Origin of the sequence: Streptomyces atratus (assembly GCF_900119365.1) — a bacterium.
Lineage (GTDB): Bacteria > Actinomycetota > Actinomycetes > Streptomycetales > Streptomycetaceae > Streptomyces > Streptomyces atratus_B.
Window position 1 is genome coordinate 1 of the sequence record NZ_FPJO01000011.1, and the last position, 18,454, is coordinate 18,454.

At 68.0% G+C, this 18,454-nt stretch carries 20 protein-coding genes and 1 pseudogene; 9 read left to right on the top strand and 12 right to left on the bottom strand.

All coding sequences use genetic code 11. From position 1 onward, the window contains the following. Positions 1 to 225, bottom strand: a pseudogene (locus BT364_RS43105) (IS1380 family transposase); the annotation flags it as partial. Between the two features lie 131 nt (positions 226 to 356). On the opposite strand from BT364_RS43105, the gene BT364_RS40995 reads away from it, so the two are divergent. Further along, positions 357 to 731 (top strand): hypothetical protein, encoded by a 375-nt coding sequence (locus tag BT364_RS40995; protein WP_143166517.1) that lies wholly within the window; start codon positions 357 to 359, stop codon positions 729 to 731. Continuing rightward, a complete protein-coding gene (locus tag BT364_RS19625) occupies positions 724 to 1,179 on the top strand; it encodes a very short patch repair endonuclease (RefSeq protein WP_072486497.1) in 456 nt (151 codons plus the stop codon). Before BT364_RS40995 ends, BT364_RS19625 begins: the two co-directional genes overlap by 8 nt. On the opposite strand, the gene BT364_RS19630 is transcribed toward BT364_RS19625, so the two are convergent. Continuing rightward, on the bottom strand, positions 1,114 to 2,325 hold the full coding sequence (locus BT364_RS19630; protein WP_072486498.1) for a DNA cytosine methyltransferase: 1,212 nt from the start codon (positions 2,323 to 2,325) through the stop codon (positions 1,114 to 1,116). The two genes, BT364_RS19625 and BT364_RS19630, sit on opposite strands and share 66 nt — an antisense overlap. Before the next feature lie 160 nt (positions 2,326 to 2,485). On the opposite strand from BT364_RS19630, the gene BT364_RS19635 reads away from it, so the two are divergent. Beyond that, entirely contained in the window at positions 2,486 to 3,220 is a 735-nt protein-coding gene (locus tag BT364_RS19635; RefSeq protein ID WP_072486499.1) for an HNH endonuclease, read from the top strand. Positions 3,221 to 3,269: 49 nt separating this feature from the next. Here the strand turns inward: BT364_RS19635 and BT364_RS19640 are convergent, their stop codons facing one another. Continuing rightward, positions 3,270 to 3,893, bottom strand: a complete 624-nt coding sequence (locus BT364_RS19640; protein WP_072486500.1) for an ATP-binding protein — start codon at positions 3,891 to 3,893, stop codon at positions 3,270 to 3,272. A 214-nt stretch (positions 3,894 to 4,107) separates the two neighbouring features. Here BT364_RS19640 and BT364_RS19645 point away from each other — a divergent pair, with 214 nt between their 5' ends. From BT364_RS19645 to BT364_RS19655, 3 genes are all read left to right on the top strand, one after another. Beyond that, positions 4,108 to 4,953 (top strand): helix-turn-helix domain-containing protein, encoded by an 846-nt coding sequence (locus tag BT364_RS19645; protein WP_072486501.1) that lies wholly within the window; start codon positions 4,108 to 4,110, stop codon positions 4,951 to 4,953. Continuing rightward, a complete protein-coding gene (locus BT364_RS19650) occupies positions 4,953 to 5,162 on the top strand; it encodes a DUF397 domain-containing protein (RefSeq protein WP_072486502.1) in 210 nt (69 codons plus the stop codon). The genes BT364_RS19645 and BT364_RS19650 overlap by 1 nt, the downstream gene beginning before the upstream one ends. Positions 5,163 to 5,454: 292 nt before the next feature. Beyond that, on the top strand, positions 5,455 to 5,940 hold the full coding sequence (locus BT364_RS19655) for a hypothetical protein (RefSeq protein WP_256260079.1): 486 nt from the start codon (positions 5,455 to 5,457) through the stop codon (positions 5,938 to 5,940). 3 nt (positions 5,941 to 5,943) lie between these two features. Here BT364_RS19655 and BT364_RS19660 read toward each other — a convergent pair whose 3' ends face one another. Beyond that, the gene (locus BT364_RS19660; protein ID WP_072486504.1) at positions 5,944 to 6,933 is read right to left on the bottom strand and encodes a helix-turn-helix domain-containing protein; all 990 of its coding nucleotides are present in this window, start codon (positions 6,931 to 6,933) and stop codon (positions 5,944 to 5,946) included. Between the two features lie 369 nt (positions 6,934 to 7,302). Here BT364_RS19660 and BT364_RS19665 point away from each other — a divergent pair, with 369 nt between their 5' ends. Together BT364_RS19665 and BT364_RS19675 are read left to right on the top strand one after the other, a co-directional pair. Next, positions 7,303 to 7,743 (top strand): peptidase inhibitor family I36 protein, encoded by a 441-nt coding sequence (locus tag BT364_RS19665; protein ID WP_072486505.1) that lies wholly within the window; start codon positions 7,303 to 7,305, stop codon positions 7,741 to 7,743. A gap of 1,427 nt (positions 7,744 to 9,170) precedes the next feature. Next, entirely contained in the window at positions 9,171 to 9,569 is a 399-nt protein-coding gene (locus BT364_RS19675; RefSeq protein ID WP_072486506.1) for a YrdB family protein, read from the top strand. A 100-nt stretch (positions 9,570 to 9,669) separates the two neighbouring features. Here BT364_RS19675 and gdhA read toward each other — a convergent pair whose 3' ends face one another. The 5 genes from gdhA to BT364_RS19695 all read right to left on the bottom strand — a co-directional run bounded on the left by gdhA (position 9,670) and on the right by BT364_RS19695 (position 14,301). Next, positions 9,670 to 11,049, bottom strand: coding sequence for an NADP-specific glutamate dehydrogenase (gene gdhA / locus BT364_RS19680; RefSeq protein ID WP_072486708.1), 1,380 nt, complete (start codon positions 11,047 to 11,049; stop codon positions 9,670 to 9,672). Between the two features lie 213 nt (positions 11,050 to 11,262). Then, positions 11,263 to 11,430 carry a hypothetical protein gene (locus BT364_RS41630; RefSeq protein ID WP_177328179.1) on the bottom strand — a complete coding sequence of 56 codons (168 nt, stop codon included), beginning with the start codon at positions 11,428 to 11,430 and terminating at the stop codon, positions 11,263 to 11,265. Positions 11,431 to 11,570: 140 nt separating this feature from the next. Then, positions 11,571 to 12,083: a hypothetical protein gene (locus BT364_RS19685; protein WP_072486507.1), complete on the bottom strand. Its 513-nt coding sequence runs from the start codon at positions 12,081 to 12,083 to the stop codon at positions 11,571 to 11,573. A 290-nt stretch (positions 12,084 to 12,373) separates the two neighbouring features. Next, entirely contained in the window at positions 12,374 to 13,636 is a 1,263-nt protein-coding gene (locus tag BT364_RS19690) for a L,D-transpeptidase (protein WP_072486508.1), read from the bottom strand. Positions 13,637 to 13,908: 272 nt separating this feature from the next. After that, entirely contained in the window at positions 13,909 to 14,301 is a 393-nt protein-coding gene (locus tag BT364_RS19695) for a hypothetical protein (RefSeq protein WP_256260080.1), read from the bottom strand. Positions 14,302 to 14,409: 108 nt separating this feature from the next. Here BT364_RS19695 and BT364_RS19700 point away from each other — a divergent pair, with 108 nt between their 5' ends. Next, on the top strand, positions 14,410 to 14,697 hold the full coding sequence (locus BT364_RS19700) for an LPXTG cell wall anchor domain-containing protein (RefSeq protein ID WP_072486510.1): 288 nt from the start codon (positions 14,410 to 14,412) through the stop codon (positions 14,695 to 14,697). 18 nt (positions 14,698 to 14,715) lie between these two features. Here the strand turns inward: BT364_RS19700 and hutH are convergent, their stop codons facing one another. The 3 genes from hutH to BT364_RS19715 form a co-directional block, all read right to left on the bottom strand. Next, entirely contained in the window at positions 14,716 to 16,269 is a 1,554-nt protein-coding gene (hutH, locus tag BT364_RS19705) for a histidine ammonia-lyase (RefSeq protein WP_072486511.1), read from the bottom strand. Between the two features lie 77 nt (positions 16,270 to 16,346). Beyond that, positions 16,347 to 17,516, bottom strand: a complete 1,170-nt coding sequence (locus BT364_RS19710) for a GGDEF domain-containing protein (protein WP_072486512.1) — start codon at positions 17,514 to 17,516, stop codon at positions 16,347 to 16,349. 95 nt (positions 17,517 to 17,611) lie between these two features. Further along, positions 17,612 to 18,424 carry an enoyl-CoA hydratase/isomerase family protein gene (locus tag BT364_RS19715; protein ID WP_072486513.1) on the bottom strand — a complete coding sequence of 271 codons (813 nt, stop codon included), beginning with the start codon at positions 18,422 to 18,424 and terminating at the stop codon, positions 17,612 to 17,614. Positions 18,425 to 18,454 lie beyond the last annotated feature (30 nt).

Consider the following 18,454-nt stretch of genomic DNA (forward strand, 5'->3'; position numbering starts at 1 on the left):
CGCGAGATCGGTGGCGGTCCGACCCGGATCGTGCCCGGTGCCACGCGGTCGTAGCGGCCCGAGCGCAGTGGAGTACGCGCCTGTCAGGCCGGTGGCCTCGGCGAGATCCGCCAGCAAACGTGCGCCCGCGTGCCCGACCACCCCCGAACCGTCAGTGGAGACGTGGAGCTTGGGACGAGAACCGATACCCTGCACGCAGAAAGTGCCTTCCGCTTGGACCGACAGAACCCCTCGACAAGGTTCATCGTCCCAGCTCAGAAGGCACTTTCGTATTTCCTCCCCGCTTCCGGCCTCATCTCAACCGAAACGGCGAGGTTAGTAGCACTACTATTGCGGCGCGGGCCAGTCAGTCTCGAATGCTGAAGGATCTCCCTGTCGAGAATCAGCAGTTCAGATTGCTGCACGTGAAGATCCGGCAAGAGATGCACTCCCGCTACCAGGAAGCAGTCCCAGAAAAACTCGTCAGCACCCCTTATAGCGGCAAGGCCCACGGAGGTCATTTCTCTCTGCTTCAGGAGAATCTGGCACAGCCGGTTCCGGCAGCGGCGCCGCGTATCGTAGCCGGGGATAACACGCATACCGGGCGGAGGGTGCGCGAGCTCCGCTCACTCAAGCTGGATTTCGATATGATTCCTGCCATCGTGAGAAACAATGCGCGGCGAACAAGCATGCTCACTCAAGATGAGAAGCAGCACATTCTCAGGAACGCAGGAATACCCGAAAATGGCTAGCGAAAGCAGCTGGGAGCCTCCGGAAGGCTCATGGGCTTCATCCGCCGCTCGGCGCCGGAACATGCAGGCGATCCGGAGCCGGGACACCAAACCGGAACTGTTGATCCGGCGGCTTCTGCATGCACAGGGATTGCGATATCGGGTAGCGGCCAAGCCACTACCCGAGCTTCGCCGGACAGCAGACATTGTCTTCCGTCCGGCGAAGCTCGCTGTGTTCATCGACGGCTGTTACTGGCACGGCTGCCCAGAGCACTACATCTCGCCAAAGACCAACCCTGGCTACTGGTCGGAGAAGGTCACGCGGAACGTGACCCGCGACCGGGACACAGATGAACGCCTCCGCGAAGCAGGGTGGACTGTACTCCGGTTCTGGGAGCACGAGTCACCCGACGATTGCGCCCTCAAGATCGCCGCGACGGTCGGTCGGCTCCGGGAGAACCGGGACTGAGAGATCGCCCATGCTGAACAACTCTTCACTGTCCTGGACCCTGGCTCTGACCCGGTTCTGCCGCACCGTCACCCTGACCCCAGCTTGCAAGGCCGCTTCGAGCGCCGCCCTGATCTGCTCTCCCACGGCCTGTGCGACCGGCGGCGGGAAGGCGTTCCCTACCTGCCGGTACGCAGCGGTCTTCTTGCCGGTGAACTTCCACTCCTGAGGGAAGCCCTGGATGAGCGCTGCTTGGCTCACTGTGAGTTTGGGACCCGCATCAGCAAAGAGGTCACGCTCCACGCTGTCCATGCGCTCCACGTCCTCCGGCCTGTTCGCGACGCCGAGGCCGCACACGCCCAAGGCTGCCCACGCCTTCTTGGCTCGGGTCGGCCCGAGGTCAGCTCCGCCATGCTTCTTCGAGCCGCCGACCAGTGTGGGCGCAACGCCCTTCGAGGCATCTTCGAGCCAAGCCTTGAAAGCTTCGTCAGCCCGAGGGTCGTCGACTGCTTCGAAGCGCTTGCGCATGGAGTCCTCAAGGGCCTCCCTAACCGTTACCAGAGGGAGAGCCGTCGGCTTCTTCGTCGGAAAGAAGGGCACGTAGTCCCGCTTCATCGCTACCAGAATTGCACGCGGGCGGAGCTGCGGAACTCCGTAGTCTTTGGCTTCCAAAACTTCCCAGTAGCACTTCCCGTAACCCATGGTCTCGAGTTCTCCCAAGATCCAGCGGCGGTAGTCCCGGAACTTCTCCGCGGGCTCCAACAGCCCTCGGACGTTCTCGATCATCACGGCCTTGGGCTCAAGCTCGCCAACGAGCTCAAGCATTGTCGGAAAGAGATCCCTCTCATCGTCAGGCCCCAGCTGCTTCCCTGCGACAGAGAACGGCGGGCAGGGGACGCCACCGGCCAGTAGATCCAGGTCACCTGGCTCCAGCCTCAGGCGCTCTCTCAACTCCTTCGGGTTGAGCTTCGTGAGATCAGCCGGGATGACCTCGCAACCCTCCCAGTCCGCGTTGCCCTGCACGTTCTCCACAAGTGTGGTGACCGCATTGGGGTCCATCTCGATCAACGCAAGATGCTTGAACAGCGCATTGTGCAGGCCTAGCGCCTGTCCACCCGCCCCAGCGCAGATCTCCACCGAGGTGAAATGCCTCTCAGTGCTGGTCATGCACCCTCCTTACAAACTTGCATAACGGACACGTTTTGTGTTCCGCCCTTACAGAGGGTGACAGACCCCACTGACATCGCGACCGTCCTCCAGTGTGCGGCACGTGCTGACCTTCCTCAGACACCCCCGCACCGCAGCGAACACGCATACGATATTGCCCATGCGCAGCCCTGACTGGACCTGGGACGAGTTGCTGCTGATCTGCTCGCGCGTTGTGAACAACGACTGGGGCCAGCTCAGGGCGTACCAGCAGCCCACACGCGATCTCGCCGACCTTCTCCGCTCTCTGCCCCTTCACGGGAACGCGGCACACGATGTGCCCGAGTTCCGCTCGGCCGCCAGCATCAGCCGCAAGAGTGCGGACTTGATCACAGGCCGCCGCGACTACGCGGGCCCCGCCACCAGGGGTGGTCGGCTGACCAGACTCGTTGCTGAAGCCTTCATGGAACGTGAGGCAGAGATGCTGCTCGCCGCGCAGGCAATCGAGGACGGAATCTCGTCTGGCGAGCTCGTCCGCATCCCTGAGCAGCCCAACGAAGTCGATGAGGACGGAGTCCCGGCTGCCGAAGGACGCCTCCTGACCCGCTGGGCGACGTATCGCGAGCGGAATCCTGCGCTGCGTAAACGGAAGATCGCCCAAGCACGCAGACTCGGTCAGCCCCTTCAGTGTTCCGTGTGCGCGTTTGACTTCGGTCATCGGTACGGGCCCCTCGGCGAGGGCTACGTCGAAGTGCACCATGTCCTTCCCCTCCATCTCTCGGGCCCGCGCGAGACCAGGCTGGAAGACCTTGCCTTCCTCTGTGCGAACTGCCACCGCATGTGCCACAGAAGCCACGGTGGCGCCACGTGGCGCACTCCGGCGGCCCTGCGAGCTGAGATTGAGAATGGCGCCTGAGCAGGCAAGATCACGCAGCTAGCAGCGTTCCGTTCAGGTGCTGCGCCGGTCACGCTGTGTCCGCCTCGAAGTGCATCTGTGCTCGATCCAGCAACCCGTCCGGATCGCCGCCTTGGGCGGTGGCCCAGTGCAGGAGATCAGCGATGAGATCGGTGGCAGATTCCTCAAGAATCTGGACAGAGCGGCTCCGCAGCAATGGTGGCGCACCAGCATCGCGTCGGTATTCCATCAGGGCTGCCTCAGCGCGTCGCACCCGGCGGGAGCATGTCTCCAGGCCGGCAGTCAGCTCGCACCAGACGGACTTGCCCGTCGCTGTCAGCAGCGTTCCCCAGTCTGTGGCCATACCGGCCAGCAGATGCAGGCCCCGGCCACGCTCATCGTCGCAGGTCACTGAGCTAAGCACTGGCACTTGGTAACTCTTGTCATGGAGTTCGATCCGCAGTCGGTCCCCTGCCGCCTCCATCACCAGGGTCGCAGCAACACCCCTTCCCACGTGCTTGATCACGTTGGCGGCCAGCTCACTCACCACAAGCTCGGCTTCTTCGGCCAATGCCGACAAGCTCCACTCCACGAGCTGCTTTCTGACGACTCTTCGCAGCCCCCGGACCGCTGCCGGCTCAGCCTCAAACGGCAGAACACTGCGGAGTTGCGAACTGCTGTCGTGTCCGGACATGCACTCTCCTTCCGGCGCCACATCAGCCCTGCACCTGCCGTATCCAAACGACTGCGCTGAGTGGCCAGGTTTGCGAGTATGGCAGCAAGAAGTCTCTTCATGAAACTTCTCACGAGAATCGATCGGGTGAATCCAGATAGCGGCAACGGGTGCCAGACATAGCCTTGTTGGCGCCGAAGAGCCTCAGCGCACACGGAACGGAAGGCCACCCTCCATGTCCGTCAGAACCACAACACGACGTCGACAGCTCGGCGCGATGATGCGCAAGTTGCGCGCGCGGAAAGGCATGACGCTGGAGGAGGCCGGTCGGCTCGTCGGCATCTCGAAGGCCACTGTCAGCCGCTACGAGACCCAGGAAGGGCCCGTCAAGTGGCCCATCGCCGACGCGCTCTGCCGTCAGTACGACGCGAGCGACGCGGAGCGGAATGCTGTGGTCGCCCTGGCGAAGGACGCGAAGCAACAGGGCTGGTGGGGTCCGTACACAGATTCCATCCCCGCTGACATGAATCTCCTGCTGACGCTCGAAGACGAGGCCGTGCGCGAGGATCACTTCTCCAGTACCTACGTACCCGGGCTGCTGCAGACGCGGAACTACAGCACAGCGATTCAAGGCGCCAGCGAGATGCGGCTGGCGCCCGAGGAGATCCAGCGTCTGGTGGATATCCGCATGAAGCGCCAGGAGATCCTGAGCCGTCCGAAGCCGCCCCACCTGTGGGCGATCCTCGACGAGTCGGTGATCCGGCGCGTGGTCGGATCCGCCGAGAGTATGCGCGATCAGCTGAGCCACCTGCTCGAAGCCAACAACTCCCAGCACATCACCCTGCAAGTCCTGCCCTTTTCCAAGGGTGCTCACGGCGCGGCCCTGGGCAGTTTCGTGATCCTCGGCGGGGCCGAAGCGAGCCTGGACGTTGTGTATGTCGACCTGCATGTCGGCCCGCTCTTCATGGAGAAGGACGAGGAACTCGACCGATACAGACTTGCGTTCGACTACCTGCGTGCACAAGCGTTGGACATGGCCGCGTCGTCGGCCTTGATCGAGCGCGTCCGCAAGGAGATGTAATGCCGGTACCCCACTCCCCCGAGCCTCTCCGCTGGTTCAAGTCGTCTTACAGCGGAGCGAATACGACTGAGTGCGTCGAGGCTGCCCGCCTCCCCCAGTCCACCGCGGTCCGCGATTCGAAGGCCCCTGACGGCCCGATGCTGGTGTTCGGCAACGCATCGTGGAAGGGGTTCCTTGCCGCCGTACAGCACCAGCAGCTCAGCGCGTGACAGAGCCCCGCACTTCCGTATTCCACAGCACCTGGGATCTGTTCGTCGCGTCTCTCTGTACCTCGTAGGCGCCCGGGCGAGTGTGGCACCCGCCGCCGACGAGCGACGAGACTCCGGTGTGCCTGGGGATCTCACCCCGCTGCAGAAACACTGCCCCCGCAGGAGGATGATCGCCGTCCGCCCGCGAACGCAGCGGCAGATGGATGGGGTGGGCATGAGGGCAGGGTTCGGCACAGGTGCAGGCGTGGGCGTAGGCAGCGGTCGTCGTGGCGTATTGGCCGGCCTGGGAGCCGTGTTGCTCGCTCTGCCGCTGTTCGGGTGCGGGCCCGGGCAGTACGCGGACGCGCCGGCCGTCACCGGGGTCTCGGCTGCGGAGATCGTCGGGACCTGGCGGTGCGTCGATGGCACGGAAGTCACCATGCGGGCGGACGGTTCCGCCGTCGTGAAGCAACTCGACGGGCAGGAATTCGACTTCGACGATCAGTGGCGGATGTCCGGCACCGGTACGTGGGAGTTGACCGACCGGCCCATGGGCTGGAGCGACGGTCAGCACGTGTCCTTGCGTGTCATCCGGCGTACGTCGTCGGCATGGCGCAAGCCGGCGGATGCGGCGTCGGACGAGACGGTCGGCGGCGGCGGCGACGAGTCCAGGGCGCCCGCTCCGGGGTCGTACACCTGGACCCTGGAGCTGGAGCGCCGCAAGAAGGGGCTGGCCCTGTACTTCTTCTTCAGTGATCCCGACAGCCGCAACACGTACTACCTGGAGAAGGCACGGTAGCCGTCAGGCCTCGCCCGGCAGCGCGGTCGTCGGTGTTGTGTTGATCCTTGCGAAGCGTTCTCGCCACGGCAGGTGGTCGGGCTCCGGGGCGGGCGGTGCGGAGTACATGGCGTTCGCTGCGATCAGGCGGCACGGGGTGCATTCCGTCTCGTCCAGCAAGGGGCGGAAGGTGTGTGCATCGCCTGGGCCCTGGCACTCGATCAACTCGCGGGGGCGTGTGGGGTCGTAGGACCGGTGGGCCGTCCGGGGTTCGGGGAGTTTCTGGGCCAGGCGGTAGCGGAGGAAGCCGACGGCCGAGCGCACACCCTCTCTCGGGCGTTCGGCGAGCAGGGCCTGACGCAGGTCGGACTCGCTCAGGCCGCGCTCCAGCCACTTGACCGCCTCGACGGCCAGCGTGGCGGCCTCCTTTACGCCCAGGTGCAGTTCGCGGCGGGAGTGGCGCAGGGAGAGCAGGACGCGTTCGGCGCGGGCCAGCAGGGTGGGGTCCGCCGTTGGGGCCGGGCTGTCCGGTTCGGGGGCTGCTGAGGGTTCGGAGGGTGGGTGGGGAGTGGTCTTATCACTGTGATCTTCTACCGGTTCATAGCCACCGGCCGTCCGGGCAGCCGGTACGCCGACCGTCGGTAAGTGCCTACTCGGTGACACGGCGACGGGCGAGGGGGCCGGTGGGGTTCCTCTCACATGGGCCGCCTGCTCACTCGACAGGGAGGTGTTCGCGACGAGTTGCTCGGTGATCCAGCGGCCGCCGTCGGCCTGGCTGCGCCACTCGTGTACGTAGCCGTGCTCGACCAGTTGCCGCTTCGCCTTCTGGTACGCGCGGCCCTTGATGCCCAGCTTCTGGGCCAGTTCGCCCAAGGGCTTGAAGGTGGCGTCGCCGGGGAGGCTCTGCACGTACAGGAGGAGGATCTTCGCGTCGCTGTTCAGACGCGGGTGGCGGATGACATCGTTCGATGCCTTCGTGTAGCGCACAGAGGGCGCGATAGCATGACGCAACATTTCCGGTGGGTCTCTTCCACTGGTGGTGTAGGCCCTCGGGATGGTGTTGGAGCACCGCCGGGGGCCGCCCCATGTGCGCGTGAACACACAGAGCGTGATGACCTCGTCACCGTACCGCATCCTCTTCACTTGATACGCCCGCCGGGAAGACGGTGGTCCGATCGAGGGTGAGTGACACGCCACCACGACCACATATAGTCATATTTCACATACAGGGCGTAACTTCTCTTCGGAGTGGAGATCTCCCACCCCACCGTGGAATCCACGGCTCTCGGTCAGCCCCGGGCCGATGCAGAACACCCGAGGGCCGAACCGTTCCCCTGCGCGCCCGGTACGGCCGGGCGGTCAGCCCCTTGGAGAGACGAAGAGATGAAGACCAGCTTCCAGCGACCCTGCGGACTGGCCCGCGCGGCCGCTACGGCAGCCGCGGCCGTGGCCATCGCACTGCTCCCCGGCACCGCCACCACGGCCAAGGCCGACGCCTCCCACCTGCCGCCCGGCGTGATCAAGCTCCAGGACAGCGAGCCGTGCCCGTCGGCCACCCTGTGCCTGTACCGCGACTACAACAACCGGGGTCCCGCCTACGGCGTCGGCGCCGGCTACGACGTCAACCTGTACGACCTGCCCATGAGCGGTGGCGTCAACGGACCCTCCGCGGCCGACGAAGCCTCCTCCTGGGTGAACAACGCCAGCCACCTCGCCATTCTCATCGACAGGGACAACGACCAGTTCCGCCCGCTGTTCCCGCACCAGTCCCTCCAGGAGCCCCCGGCGACGAACGACTCGGTCGACTTCATCGCCTGGGCGTAACACCGGCCGCGACCGGCCGGATCCGCGTTCTGGATGACTGAGCAGGGTCGGGGACCGAAGCGACAGCCGGCACTCCCCATCGTCTCCGCCGGAATCTCCCCCGGCCCCTTCGGCTGCATCGACATCGACACCCACACCACACAACAACGTCGGTCTCCACGACCACAACCGGATCGTGAAGACCGACGCCACGCGAGGCCCGGATCAACCAACAGCGCCCAAGGGGACGGGCCCTTCTGCGTTACTACAGCGACTCAATTACGGGACAAGTATCCAGAGATACCATGTGCTGCCTTCTTGGGCGCAGAAAGCGCTGCCGGCGTAGGAGTCCCGCATGGCTTCACACTGCCGCAGGGAGCCCATCTTCATCTTTTTCCAGTACTCGGTCACCACTGTCACGCTGGTGTCGGAGGGGGCAGGGGCTGCCTGTGCGGCGGCTGCACCACTCGTCAGCAGGGCGGCTCCCAGTACGGCGCCGGTGAGCCATATTCGTGCACGCATAGATTCTCCTTTTCTGCGGACCTTTTCGCCCGATGCGGGCGCGGTCGGGTTCTGGATACGCCCCGAGCGGGGCTTGCCTTCTCCTGCTGCGTAGCTGCCGTCTCCTGACGAGCGCTTGCTCGATGCCCGGTCTCGGCTTCGGCTTCGGCGTGAACACATCATCTTTGGCCGGGTGCGTGCTCGACAAAGACCGTCGGTTGTAGCCGAATGTCCCTGGTCAGCACGCGCCGCGCTCAAAAATTCGGACAGCGGGGGCTTTATGTTGCGAATCCACTTCACCTCGGCAGATCTGGCGCGGGTGACACTCGGCTACAACAGCTCGTTGCCGGTGAGTGAGGCCGTGATGAGTCTGCAAGCGCTCCGTCATCGTTCGGGCCCGCGGTTCTCCGTGTGGCGGCACGCCGTCGGAAAGCAGCTGCCTGCGCGGGCGTCGCTGCTCGGTTCCCTGGTGCCGGTCTCTGGCTGGGCTCCGGACTTCCTCACCCCGGGCCCCGACCACGCGTCCCCCACCGCAGGGGCGTTCGACGCGATACGAGCCACGCCGCGAAGACGTCTCACGGCCGAACTGCGCCGTCTGTCGCACCACCACCGTCTGCCCACCTGCTCGCAGTTGGGACGATGCCTCAAAGGCTCTGGCCTCCCCGAGTTGGCCGCGCTCGCCGAAATGCTGCAGGCCGTGCGCGCGGCTTCTACTCCGGGCTCGCCCCGCGTCTCCTGGTCCGGGCGGAGGAGTTGACCGGGGTTCGGCCGCCTGTGCGGCGGCTGGCAGGATGGCTGTCTGACGGTTTCGCCCAGTGAGTGAGCGTGCCGGGGGGGTATGGGCAGTGGGGTTGCGTGCGTCGAGCGCGGTCGATCGGTCTGCCGGTCCGTTGGTCGGTCGCCGATTCCGGCAGGACCGGCCGCCGTACGAGAAGGAGCTCCCATCGATGACCGGCGAAGGCCGTAGCACTCCCGCCACCCCGGCCGGTCCGGCCTGGTTCATGGCCAATGAACTGCTTGCGTTCGTCGTCGAGTTGGCGGCGCTGGGGGCTCTGGCCTGGTGGGGGTTCGCCACTGGGGGCGGTGTGGTCGCCCGGGTGCTGCTGGGGGTCGGGGCGCCCGCGGTCGCCGCCGTGGTGTGGGGGATGTTCGCCGCGCCTCGGGCCCGCTTCCGGCCGCCGCTCGTGGGGGTCCTGCTGGTCAAGGCGGTGGTGCTCGGTTGTGGTGCGTACGCGGTGCACGCGGTGGGGCATTCGGGGGCGGCGGTGGTCTTCGGGGTGGTGGTGGTCGTGAACACGGGGCTGGCGGAGACCTTCCGGCGGCGCGGTCCGGTGGCGGCCGGCTGACGTGACCATGTGAACTCCCACCGACTTCGTTGCCCGCCTGGCATGACAGCGGCCCGGCCGCTCGGGGCGGCCGGGCCACGGTGGCGTCAGGGGTGCCGGGTCAGATCAGGCCCTGTGCCAGCATCGCGTCCGCGACCAGTTCGAAGCCGGCGATGTTGGCGCCGACCACGTAGTTGCCGGGGCTGCCGTAGCGCTCCGCGGTGGTGTAGCAGGAGTCGTGGATGTGGCGCATGATCTCCGCGAGGCGCTCCTCGGTGTGGGCGAAGGTCCAGGAGTCGCGGGAGGCGTTCTGCTGCATCTCCAGGGCGCTGGTGGCCACGCCGCCCGCGTTGGCCGCCTTGCCGGGGGCGAAGGCGACGCCCGCCTCCTGGAGGACACGTACGGCCTCCGGTGTGGTGGGCATGTTGGCGCCCTCGGCGACCGCCTTCACGCCGTTGCGCACCAGGGCGACGGCGTCGGCCTCATGGAGTTCGTTCTGGGTGGCGCAGGGCAGGGCCACGTCGCAGGGGACGTTCCAGACGCCGGTGCCGGGGACGTACTTGACGTGCTCGCCGCGGCGTTCCGCGTACTCGGAGACACGGCCGCGGCCGGCCTCCTTGATCTCCTTGAGGAGGGCGAGGTCGATGCCCTTCTCGTCCACGACGTAGCCGTTGGAGTCGGAGCAGGTCACCACGGTCGCGCCGAGCTGCTGGGCCTTCTCGATCGCGTAGATCGCGACATTGCCCGAGCCCGAGACGACGATGCGCTGGCCGTCGAGGGACTCGCCCCGGCTGCGGAGCATCTCGGCGGTGAACAGGACGCAGCCGTAGCCGGTCGCCTCGGTGCGTGCCTGGGCGCCGCCCCAGCCGAGGCCCTTTCCGGTGAGTACGCCGGACTCGTAGCGGTTGGTGATCCGCTTGTACTGGCCGAACAGGTAGCCGATCTCCCGGCCGCCGACGCCGATGTCACCGGCGGGGACGTCGGTGTACTCGCCGAGGTGGCGGTGGAGTTCGGTCATGAACGACTGGCAGAACCGCATGATCTCGGCGTCCGAGCGGCCCTTGGGGTCGAAGTCCGCGCCGCCCTTGCCGCCGCCGATGGGCATGCCGGTGAGCGCGTTCTTGAAGATCTGCTCGAAGCCGAGGAACTTCACGATGCCGAGGTTGACCGAGGGGTGGAAGCGCAGCCCGCCCTTGTACGGTCCGAGCGAGCTGCTGAACTCGACGCGGAAGCCGCGGTTCACATGGATGTCGCCGGAGTCGTCGGACCACGGCACCCGGAAGATGAGCTGGCGCTCGGGCTCACAGACGCGCTCGATGATCTTGGCGTCCACGAACTCGGGACGCTTCGCGAGGACCGGGCCGAGGGTCTCCAGGACCTCCCGGACCGCCTGGTGGAACTCCTTCTCGCCCTGGTTGCGCCGGAGGATCTCGGCGTACAGCGGCTCGATGACGCGGCTCTCGGTGGCGTGCGGGGTTACGGAATCAGGGGTGGCCTGCATCAGGGTCAAGACCTTCCGTCGATGGGCATCGCGCGCGAAGGCGCCCCCCGTCCCAGGGGGCGCCAGCGGTCCCCCCTCCCCATTGAGGGCGTCGCCCAGACATCGCACGCTCTGCGGCTCACGGAAGCGACGTACAGAACCGTTGTGGCATATGTATTCTCCCAGTCGCTCCGGAGGTTCTTTCAAGTGGACCCGTGCAATGGGGCCCGATCGCTACGGCCGGGCCTCGCGGCGCAGCATCCACAGCCCCGCTCCGGACGCGAGGACGACCACTCCGGATACCACGCTCAGCGCGATGTGCAGACCGTTGTCCTCCATCAGGTTGAGCGAGACGTTCGCGACGATCGCCGCGCAGAGCACGATCCAGAGCAGTGCTTTCATGGGATTCCTCCGTGGCCTGGCCGGGTGATGTCTCCATCCTGCTGGCGCGGGACGGCCGCCACGAGGGGCCGGTCCCCCTGATCCATGGTGTAGCCAGCTGTACCACGGTGCCGGTGGCTCCAGGGTTTGCCGGGTGGGACTCAGTCCGTGACGCCCAGGTCCCGGCGCATCAGCTCCCGCATCGTGTCGAGGCAGGGGTCGGCCGCCTTCAGGTCCTCCATGGCCTGTTCGACGCCCTCGCCCTCGCGGGCGACGCCCCGGTCGAGGCGTTTGACGGTGGCGTCACCGGCGGCGAGCACCCGGTTGAGGTCGCGGGACGCCTGCAGTATCCGTTCCGGGACGATCATCTGCGCCTCGGCGTAGCGGTCGCGGTGGTCGAGACGGGCCTCTTCGAGCTGGGTGCGTTCCTGCTCCGTGTAGACGTCGTCACGGATGCGGTGCAGGGCGTCCTTGAGGAGGGTGTGGAACTGCCGGGAGGCCCGGTTCATGGCCGTGTACTGGGCGCGCCGCTCCTCGAACTTCCGCTGCTCGTCCGCCAGTCGGGCCTCCTCGGCGCGCTGGCGCACGGCCAGCCGTTGCACGAACACCGGGGCGAGGAGGGTGCCGAGCACTCCGACTACTGCGGTGATCATGGCGGTGATGGCGGTGGTCATGGCTGTGAGAGTAGTGCGGGGCGCGAGGCGGTGTGAGCTGGGACCGGGCAGGCCCCGGCCCACCCGCCCGGCCCCGCCGCACCTGCCGCACCCCGCAACTGCCGCACCCCGCAGGTCCCTTGCCAGGCCGCCGCGTGAGAGCCGGAGGAGAAGCCCTGTGAACGCCGGAGGCGGCGGCACCGCGGATCCGAGGGGATCCGGGTGCCGCCGCCTCCGTACGGGACTCGGGGACCGGCCGTCGCCGAGGGCGACCACCGGCGGCTCGCGTCGGGGACGACGCGTGGGTGGGGTCAGGCCTGGGAGCCCGCCGTCCACTCCGCCCAGCTCATGTTCCAGCCGTTGAGGCCGTTGTCGGGGGTGATGGTCCGGTCCGGCGAGTTCTTGACGATGACCACGTCGCCGACCATGGAGTTGTTGTAGAACCACGCGGCGGGCTGGCCGGCGTCGCCCGCGCCCTTCACATCGGCGAGGCCGACGCAGCCGTGGCTGGTGTTGGCGCTGCCGAAGATCGACCGCGCGCCCCAGTAGTTGCCGTGGAGGAAGGTGCCCGAGGTGGACAGCCGCATGGCGTGCGGCACGTCCTTGATGTCGTACTCGCCCTTGCCGTCGGAGTCGGTGAAGCCGACTGTCGCACCGTTCATCCGGGTCTCCTTGAACTTCTCGGAGATCACCATCTGCCCGTTGTACGTGGGGTTGTCGGGGGAGCCGGCAGAGATCGGGATGGTCCTGATCGTCTTGCCGTCCTGGGTGACGGTCATCATCTTGGTCTTGGCGTCGACCGTCGAGACCTGGTTGCGGCCGACCTTGAAGGTGACCGTCTTCTGCTGCACGCCGAAGACGCCGTCCGCGCCCTCGACGCCGTCCAGCGCGAGCTTCAGCGTGACGGTGGAGCCGCTCTGCCAGTACTGCTCGGGACGCAGGTCGAGACGCTGGGAGTTGAACCAGTGGCCGACGACCTGCTGACCGCTGCTGGACGTCACGGTGACACCGGCCTCGACGGCCTTCTTGTCCGTGATCGCCTTGTTGAAGTTGATCGAGACGGGCATGCCGACGCCGACCGTGGAGCCGTCCTCGGGGGTGAAGTTCCCGATGAAGCTGTTGGCGGGCGAGACGGTGGTGAAGGAGGAGTTCTCGTGCGCCTCGCGGCCCTTGGAGTCCTTCGCCGTCGCGCTGATCTTGTACGTGGTCGAGCGCTCCAGCTGGCCGTCCGGCTTCCAGCTCTTGCCGTCGGCGGAGAGCGTGCCCTTGACGGCGGCTCCGGCCGCCGTGGTCATGGTGACCTCGGACAGCGTGCCCTTGGCGACGGTGACCTTGGCGTCTTTGTTGATGCTCGCGTTGGTCGCGCCGTTCTTCGGCGAGATCGCTATCTGAGCTTCCGACGCGTCCTGGGCTGCTGCCTTGTCGACCTCGGCAGTCTGCGACTTCTTCGAGCCCTCGGCACTGCTCTCCCCGCTGTCGTTGCAGCCGGTGAGCACCAGTACGCCGCCGAGCAGTGCGGACGCGGCCATCAGGCCCTTGCGCCGCTTGCTGTCCGTCATCACACGCTTCTCCATCGTTGCCGAATCCCCAAAAACCCCGAGCAGAGCCGCCGACCGGCGAAACCCGTCAATGGTCCTAGAACCCATGGATAGGGTCCTCCGTTCCACATCCAAGAAAGATGTGGGGAACAACACTCATCGACGCGTCCGCGGTTGCGGTGGTTCCCGACGCCGATCACGTAAAGGTGACCGGCGAACGACACGGCCCCGGTCCGCGTGCGAAGCGGTCCGGGGCCGGTGTTCACCAGCTGCTGGTCCCGCCGCTCGCGGCGACGTGACCGTCGTCCTCACCCATTGTGCGGGACGCCGCCACCGCCCTCTTCGTCGTCCTCCTCGCCCTCCTCGTCCTCCTCGCCGTCCTCGTCGTCGAGGTCCCAGGCATCCGGGTCGTCCGGGTCGTAGTCGACGATCTCGCTGCTCCAGGACGCCTGGGTGAGCTCGACCCCGGGCACCTCGCCGACCAGGTCGAACGGGTCGACGAGGGAGGCGAGGGCCTCCGCACCGTCCTCCCGTACGGCGTCCTCGGCGAGCATGCGCTGCTCGGCGGACTCGCCGCCCGGTTCCCCGTACTCGACGGCGATCGACTCCAGCGCGGTGCCGCTGAGGGCGTCGGGGTCCGTGATCTCCAGCACCATTTCAACTCGAAGCCGAACAAAGCGTGATGTCTCAGAAGTACTCATGCGCCGGAGCGTAAGCTCCCCGCACTCCCGGCTTTCCCACGACCCACTGCTTTCACTAGCATCGACGCACATGCCTGACTCACGGCTGTGACAAGGGGGATCGATTCCGTGACCGTCGCTCGCCGCCCGCTTCTGACCGCCACCGCCGCGGCCACTTTGCTGGCCGCCCTGTGGTTCGTCCCGTCCGCCAACGCGACGGACGATCCGGCCGGCGCACCGGGCGCACGGAGCGGACCGGCCACCGCTGCCGGGGACACCGCGGCCGGTCCGAGGCTGGCCGACACCGGGACCGGGACCGACACCACCCCGTATCTGATCGGCGGAGTGGCGTTCCTGGGCATCGGCGCGGCGTTGGTCTCCCGCTCGGCCCGCCGCACCGACGCCCTGTCCGTCTAGAACACCTCTGGAACGCGCCTAGGCCAGCGGGCCGGTCACCGGCTCGACCGCCGCGACCAGCTTGCCCGCGCGCACGAACGCGTCCGCCGCGGCCAGGTCCGGCGACAGGAAGCGGTCCGGCCCCGGCCCCTGGACCCCCGCCGCGCGCAGCGCCTCGATGGCGGCCTGCGAGGCGGGCGCGGGGGTGAGGCCCCCGGCGGCGCGCAGCTCGATGGCGCGGGTCGCCGCGTAGAGCTCGACGGCGACGATCCGGGCGAGGTTGTCGACGGCGGTACGGAGCTTGCGCGCCGCCGACCAGCCCATGGAGACGTGGTCCTCCTGCATCGCGGAGGACGGGATCGAGTCGGCCGAGGCGGGTACCGCGAGCCGCTTCATCTCGCTGACCAGGGCGGCCTGGGTGTACTGGGCGATCATCAGGCCCGAGTCCACCCCGGCGTCGTCGGCGAGGAACGGCGGCAGCCCGTGCGAGCGGTTCTTGTCCAGCAGCCGGTCGGTGCGACGCTCGGTGATGGAGCCGAGGTCCGCCGCGACGATCGCCAGGAAGTCGAGTACGTACGCGACGGGGGCGCCGTGGAAGTTGCCGTTGGACTCGACCCGGCCGTCGGGCAGCACGACGGGGTTGTCGACGGCGGAGGCCAGCTCGCGGGCCGCGACGACGGCGGCGTGGTCGAGGGTGTCGCGTCCGGCGCCGTTGACCTGGGGGGCGCAGCGTACGGAGTAGGCGTCCTGCACGCGCGGCGCCTCGTCCTGCTGGAAGTGGCCGGTGAGGCCGGACCCGGCGAGGACCCGCAGCATGTTGTCGGCGCTGACGCCCTGGCCCGGGTGCGGGCGGATGGCGTGCAGCTCCGGGGCGAGCACCTTGTCCGTGCCGAGCAGCGCCTCCAGGGAGAGGGCGGCGGTGATGTCGGCGGAGGTGTAGAGGTTCTTCAGGTCGGCCAGGGCCATCACGAGCATGCCGAGCATGCCGTCGGTGCCGTTGAGAAGGGCGAGGCCCTCCTTCTCGCGCAGCTCGACCGGGGTGATGCCATGGGCGGCGAGCAGCTCACCGGCGGGGCGCACGGTGCCGTCGGGGCCCTCCGCGTCGCCCTCGCCCATCAGCGTCAGGGCGCAGTGGGAGAGCGGGGCCAGGTCGCCGGAGCAGCCGAGCGAGCCGTACTCGTGGACGACGGGCGTGATGCCCGCGTTGAGGATGTCGGCCATGGTCTGCGCGACCTCGGGGCGTACGCCGGTGTGTCCGGAGGCGACCGTCTTCAGCCGCAGGAACATCAGCGCGCGGACGACCTCGCGCTCGACGCGCGGCCCCATGCCGGCGGCGTGCGAGCGGACGATGTTGCGCTGGAGCTGTGCGCGGAGATCCTGGCTGATGTGCCGGCTGGCCAGCGCCCCGAATCCGGTGGAGACGCCGTAGACCGGCTCGGGCTTGGCGGCGAGTGCGTCCACGATCTCGCGGGCGGCGGCAAGCGCGTCGACGGCGGCTGCGGAGAGCTCGACGCGGGCGTTGCCGCGGGCCACGGCGATGACGTCCTGAGCGGTGGTGCCGGACGTCCCCACCACGACTGTGTGCATATCCATATTCAGAAGCGTACGGACTGAATCCCTTCATGTCACTAGTGGTCGTACGGTTGACCCCTTACCGGCCGGTGCGGCGCTCAGGGGCGGCTGCCGCGCAGGCGACGGCGGTCGTGCGCGGGCTTGGGCGGCGAATCGGCCAGCCGGAGCACCTCGCCGTCGCGTCCCGCCACCACCGGTTCGACCGAGCGGGCCGCCTTCGCCCGGTACTGGGCCGCGTCCGCCAGCCGGAACAGCCGCCGCGCCGACACCACCGGGCCGATCGGATCACCGGTCGACGCGATCCCGCACGCCACCCCGTCCCCCTGCTCCAACTCGGCCGCCCGCTCGCAGAGTTCGGTGGCCACCCGGACCACGTCGTCCACCTCGGGCCCCACCGTGAGCAGGCAGAACTCATCACCGCCGAGCCGGGCCGCGAGCGCGCCGGGCAGCATGGCGCCGCAGCGGGACAGCACCGAGCCGAAACGTTCCAGCAGCCGGTCGCCGACCGCGTGGCCCTGGGTGTCGTTGACCTGCTTCAGACCGTTGAGATCGCAGACGACCAGGCTGACCACCGCCCCGTCCACCCGGTGCCGCTCCACCGCCTCGTCCAGCCGCACGTCGACGGCGCGGCGGTTGGCCAGACCGGTGAGCGGATCGGTGAAGGCGAGCTTGCGGACCTCTTCGAGCCGTTCGCTCTGGGAGATCCCGGCGGCGACGACCGCGGCCAGCACGGTCGCGAAGTCCGCGTCCGACCGCCCGAACACCGGCGCCCCCACCGGGCGGGCCACATACAGCTCGCCCCAGGCCCGCCCGTGCAGCACGATCGGGGCGACCACGCAGCAGCTGCGCCCGCGCCGGCGCAGCGCGGCCACCCGCTCCCGGCCGTATCCGCTGCCGTACTCCCGCAGCCCCGCGTCCCCGCCCGGCGCCACGCCGGCCGAACCGTCGGCGGTCTCGACCCAGGCGTCCGGCTCACCGCCCCCGGCCCACCGTTCATGCAGGAACTCGGTGATCTCCGGGAACTGGTGCACCGGATACGTCTCCGCCTCGGGGAACTCCTCCTCCCCTTCGGCCCGTTCGCCCGCGTTCACCAGCACCCGCAGCTCCCCGCGGCCGCGCTCCCATACGGAGAGCGCGGCGAAGCTGCCGCCCAGCGCCTCGCACGCCCCCAGCGCGGCCGCTCGCCACGACCCCCGCGGGGTGTGTGCCGCCGCCATCGCCTGCGCAAGCGAAACCACGGCCCGCAGCCGTGCATCATCACCACCCATCGCTACAGCTTAAGTAGATTTGTGGTGATTTGATCAGTTTGGGGCTTTCGTTGCGTGCGCTTCGTGTCTCATCAGTTACCAAAGGTCACGTCGCGTCACTCACCGGGCCAGTTCGGCTTCCTCTTCTCGTTGAACGCGGCCACGCCCTCGGCCCGGTCCCCGGAGAAGGCCACCGAGCGCCAGGCGGCGTCCTCGACTTCGAGACCGGCCCGCAGATCGAGGCCATGGCCCAGCCGCAGCGCCCGCTTGGCGGCCCGCAGCCCCACCGGGGAGTTGGCGGCGATCCGGCCGGCGAGCGCCAGCGCGGCCGCGCGGTCCTGTCCGGCCTCCACCAGTTCGTCGACCAGCCCGCTGTCGAGCGCCTCGGCCGCCTCCACCCGCCGGGCCGTGAAGACCAGCTCGGCGGCGCGCGCCGCACCGATCCGCCGCGGCAGCAGCTGCGTACCGCCGCCGCCCGGGATGACACCGACCGACACCTCGGGCAGACCGACCACGGCGGTGCGGTCGGCGACGATCAGGTCGCAGGACAGCGCCAGCTCGAATCCGCCGCCGAGCGCGAAGCCGTGCACGGCGGCGATCGTCGGCATCGGCAGTTCGAGCACGCCGGTGTACGCGGACCGGGCGGTGGGGCGCTGGCGCAGCAGGTCGGCGTCGGTGAAGGAGTTGCGCTCCTTCAGGTCCGCGCCCACGCAGAAGGCCCGCTCATGGCTGGAAGTGAGGACGGTGACCCGTAGGCCGGGGTCGGCGGCGAGCGCGGCGCAGGCGGCGGCGATCGAACGGGCCATGTCCGTGGACACGGCGTTCATCGCTCCGGGCCGGTCCAGGACCAGCTCGGCGACGTGTTCCTGCCCCTCGTGGACCCGTACGACGACGAATTCCCCGAACCGCTGCTCGGACGTGACGGTCATGGCTTCACCCCTCCGGTTAACGATCGTTAC

What these genes read in the sequence shown, in the direction of transcription:
- BT364_RS40995 (WP_143166517.1), top strand. Translation starts at nt 357, where the DNA reads ATGCTGAAGGATCTCCCTGTCGAGAATCAGCAGTTCAGATTGCTGCAC.
- BT364_RS19625 (WP_072486497.1), top strand. Translation starts at nt 724, where the DNA reads ATGGCTAGCGAAAGCAGCTGGGAGCCTCCGGAAGGCTCATGGGCTTCA.
- BT364_RS19630 (WP_072486498.1), bottom strand. Translation starts at nt 2,325, where the DNA reads ATGACCAGCACTGAGAGGCATTTCACCTCGGTGGAGATCTGCGCTGGG.
- BT364_RS19635 (WP_072486499.1), top strand. Translation starts at nt 2,486, where the DNA reads ATGCGCAGCCCTGACTGGACCTGGGACGAGTTGCTGCTGATCTGCTCG.
- BT364_RS19640 (WP_072486500.1), bottom strand. Translation starts at nt 3,893, where the DNA reads ATGTCCGGACACGACAGCAGTTCGCAACTCCGCAGTGTTCTGCCGTTT.
- BT364_RS19645 (WP_072486501.1), top strand. Translation starts at nt 4,108, where the DNA reads ATGTCCGTCAGAACCACAACACGACGTCGACAGCTCGGCGCGATGATG.
- BT364_RS19650 (WP_072486502.1), top strand. Translation starts at nt 4,953, where the DNA reads ATGCCGGTACCCCACTCCCCCGAGCCTCTCCGCTGGTTCAAGTCGTCT.
- BT364_RS19660 (WP_072486504.1), bottom strand. Translation starts at nt 6,933, where the DNA reads ATGTTGCGTCATGCTATCGCGCCCTCTGTGCGCTACACGAAGGCATCG.
- BT364_RS19665 (WP_072486505.1), top strand. Translation starts at nt 7,303, where the DNA reads ATGAAGACCAGCTTCCAGCGACCCTGCGGACTGGCCCGCGCGGCCGCT.
- BT364_RS19675 (WP_072486506.1), top strand. Translation starts at nt 9,171, where the DNA reads ATGACCGGCGAAGGCCGTAGCACTCCCGCCACCCCGGCCGGTCCGGCC.
- gdhA (WP_072486708.1), bottom strand. Translation starts at nt 11,049, where the DNA reads ATGCAGGCCACCCCTGATTCCGTAACCCCGCACGCCACCGAGAGCCGC.
- BT364_RS41630 (WP_177328179.1), bottom strand. Translation starts at nt 11,430, where the DNA reads ATGAAAGCACTGCTCTGGATCGTGCTCTGCGCGGCGATCGTCGCGAAC.
- BT364_RS19685 (WP_072486507.1), bottom strand. Translation starts at nt 12,083, where the DNA reads ATGACCACCGCCATCACCGCCATGATCACCGCAGTAGTCGGAGTGCTC.
- BT364_RS19690 (WP_072486508.1), bottom strand. Translation starts at nt 13,636, where the DNA reads ATGGAGAAGCGTGTGATGACGGACAGCAAGCGGCGCAAGGGCCTGATG.
- BT364_RS19695 (WP_256260080.1), bottom strand. Translation starts at nt 14,301, where the DNA reads ATGAGTACTTCTGAGACATCACGCTTTGTTCGGCTTCGAGTTGAAATG.
- hutH (WP_072486511.1), bottom strand. Translation starts at nt 16,269, where the DNA reads ATGGATATGCACACAGTCGTGGTGGGGACGTCCGGCACCACCGCTCAG.
- BT364_RS19710 (WP_072486512.1), bottom strand. Translation starts at nt 17,516, where the DNA reads ATGGGTGGTGATGATGCACGGCTGCGGGCCGTGGTTTCGCTTGCGCAG.
- BT364_RS19715 (WP_072486513.1), bottom strand. Translation starts at nt 18,424, where the DNA reads ATGACCGTCACGTCCGAGCAGCGGTTCGGGGAATTCGTCGTCGTACGG.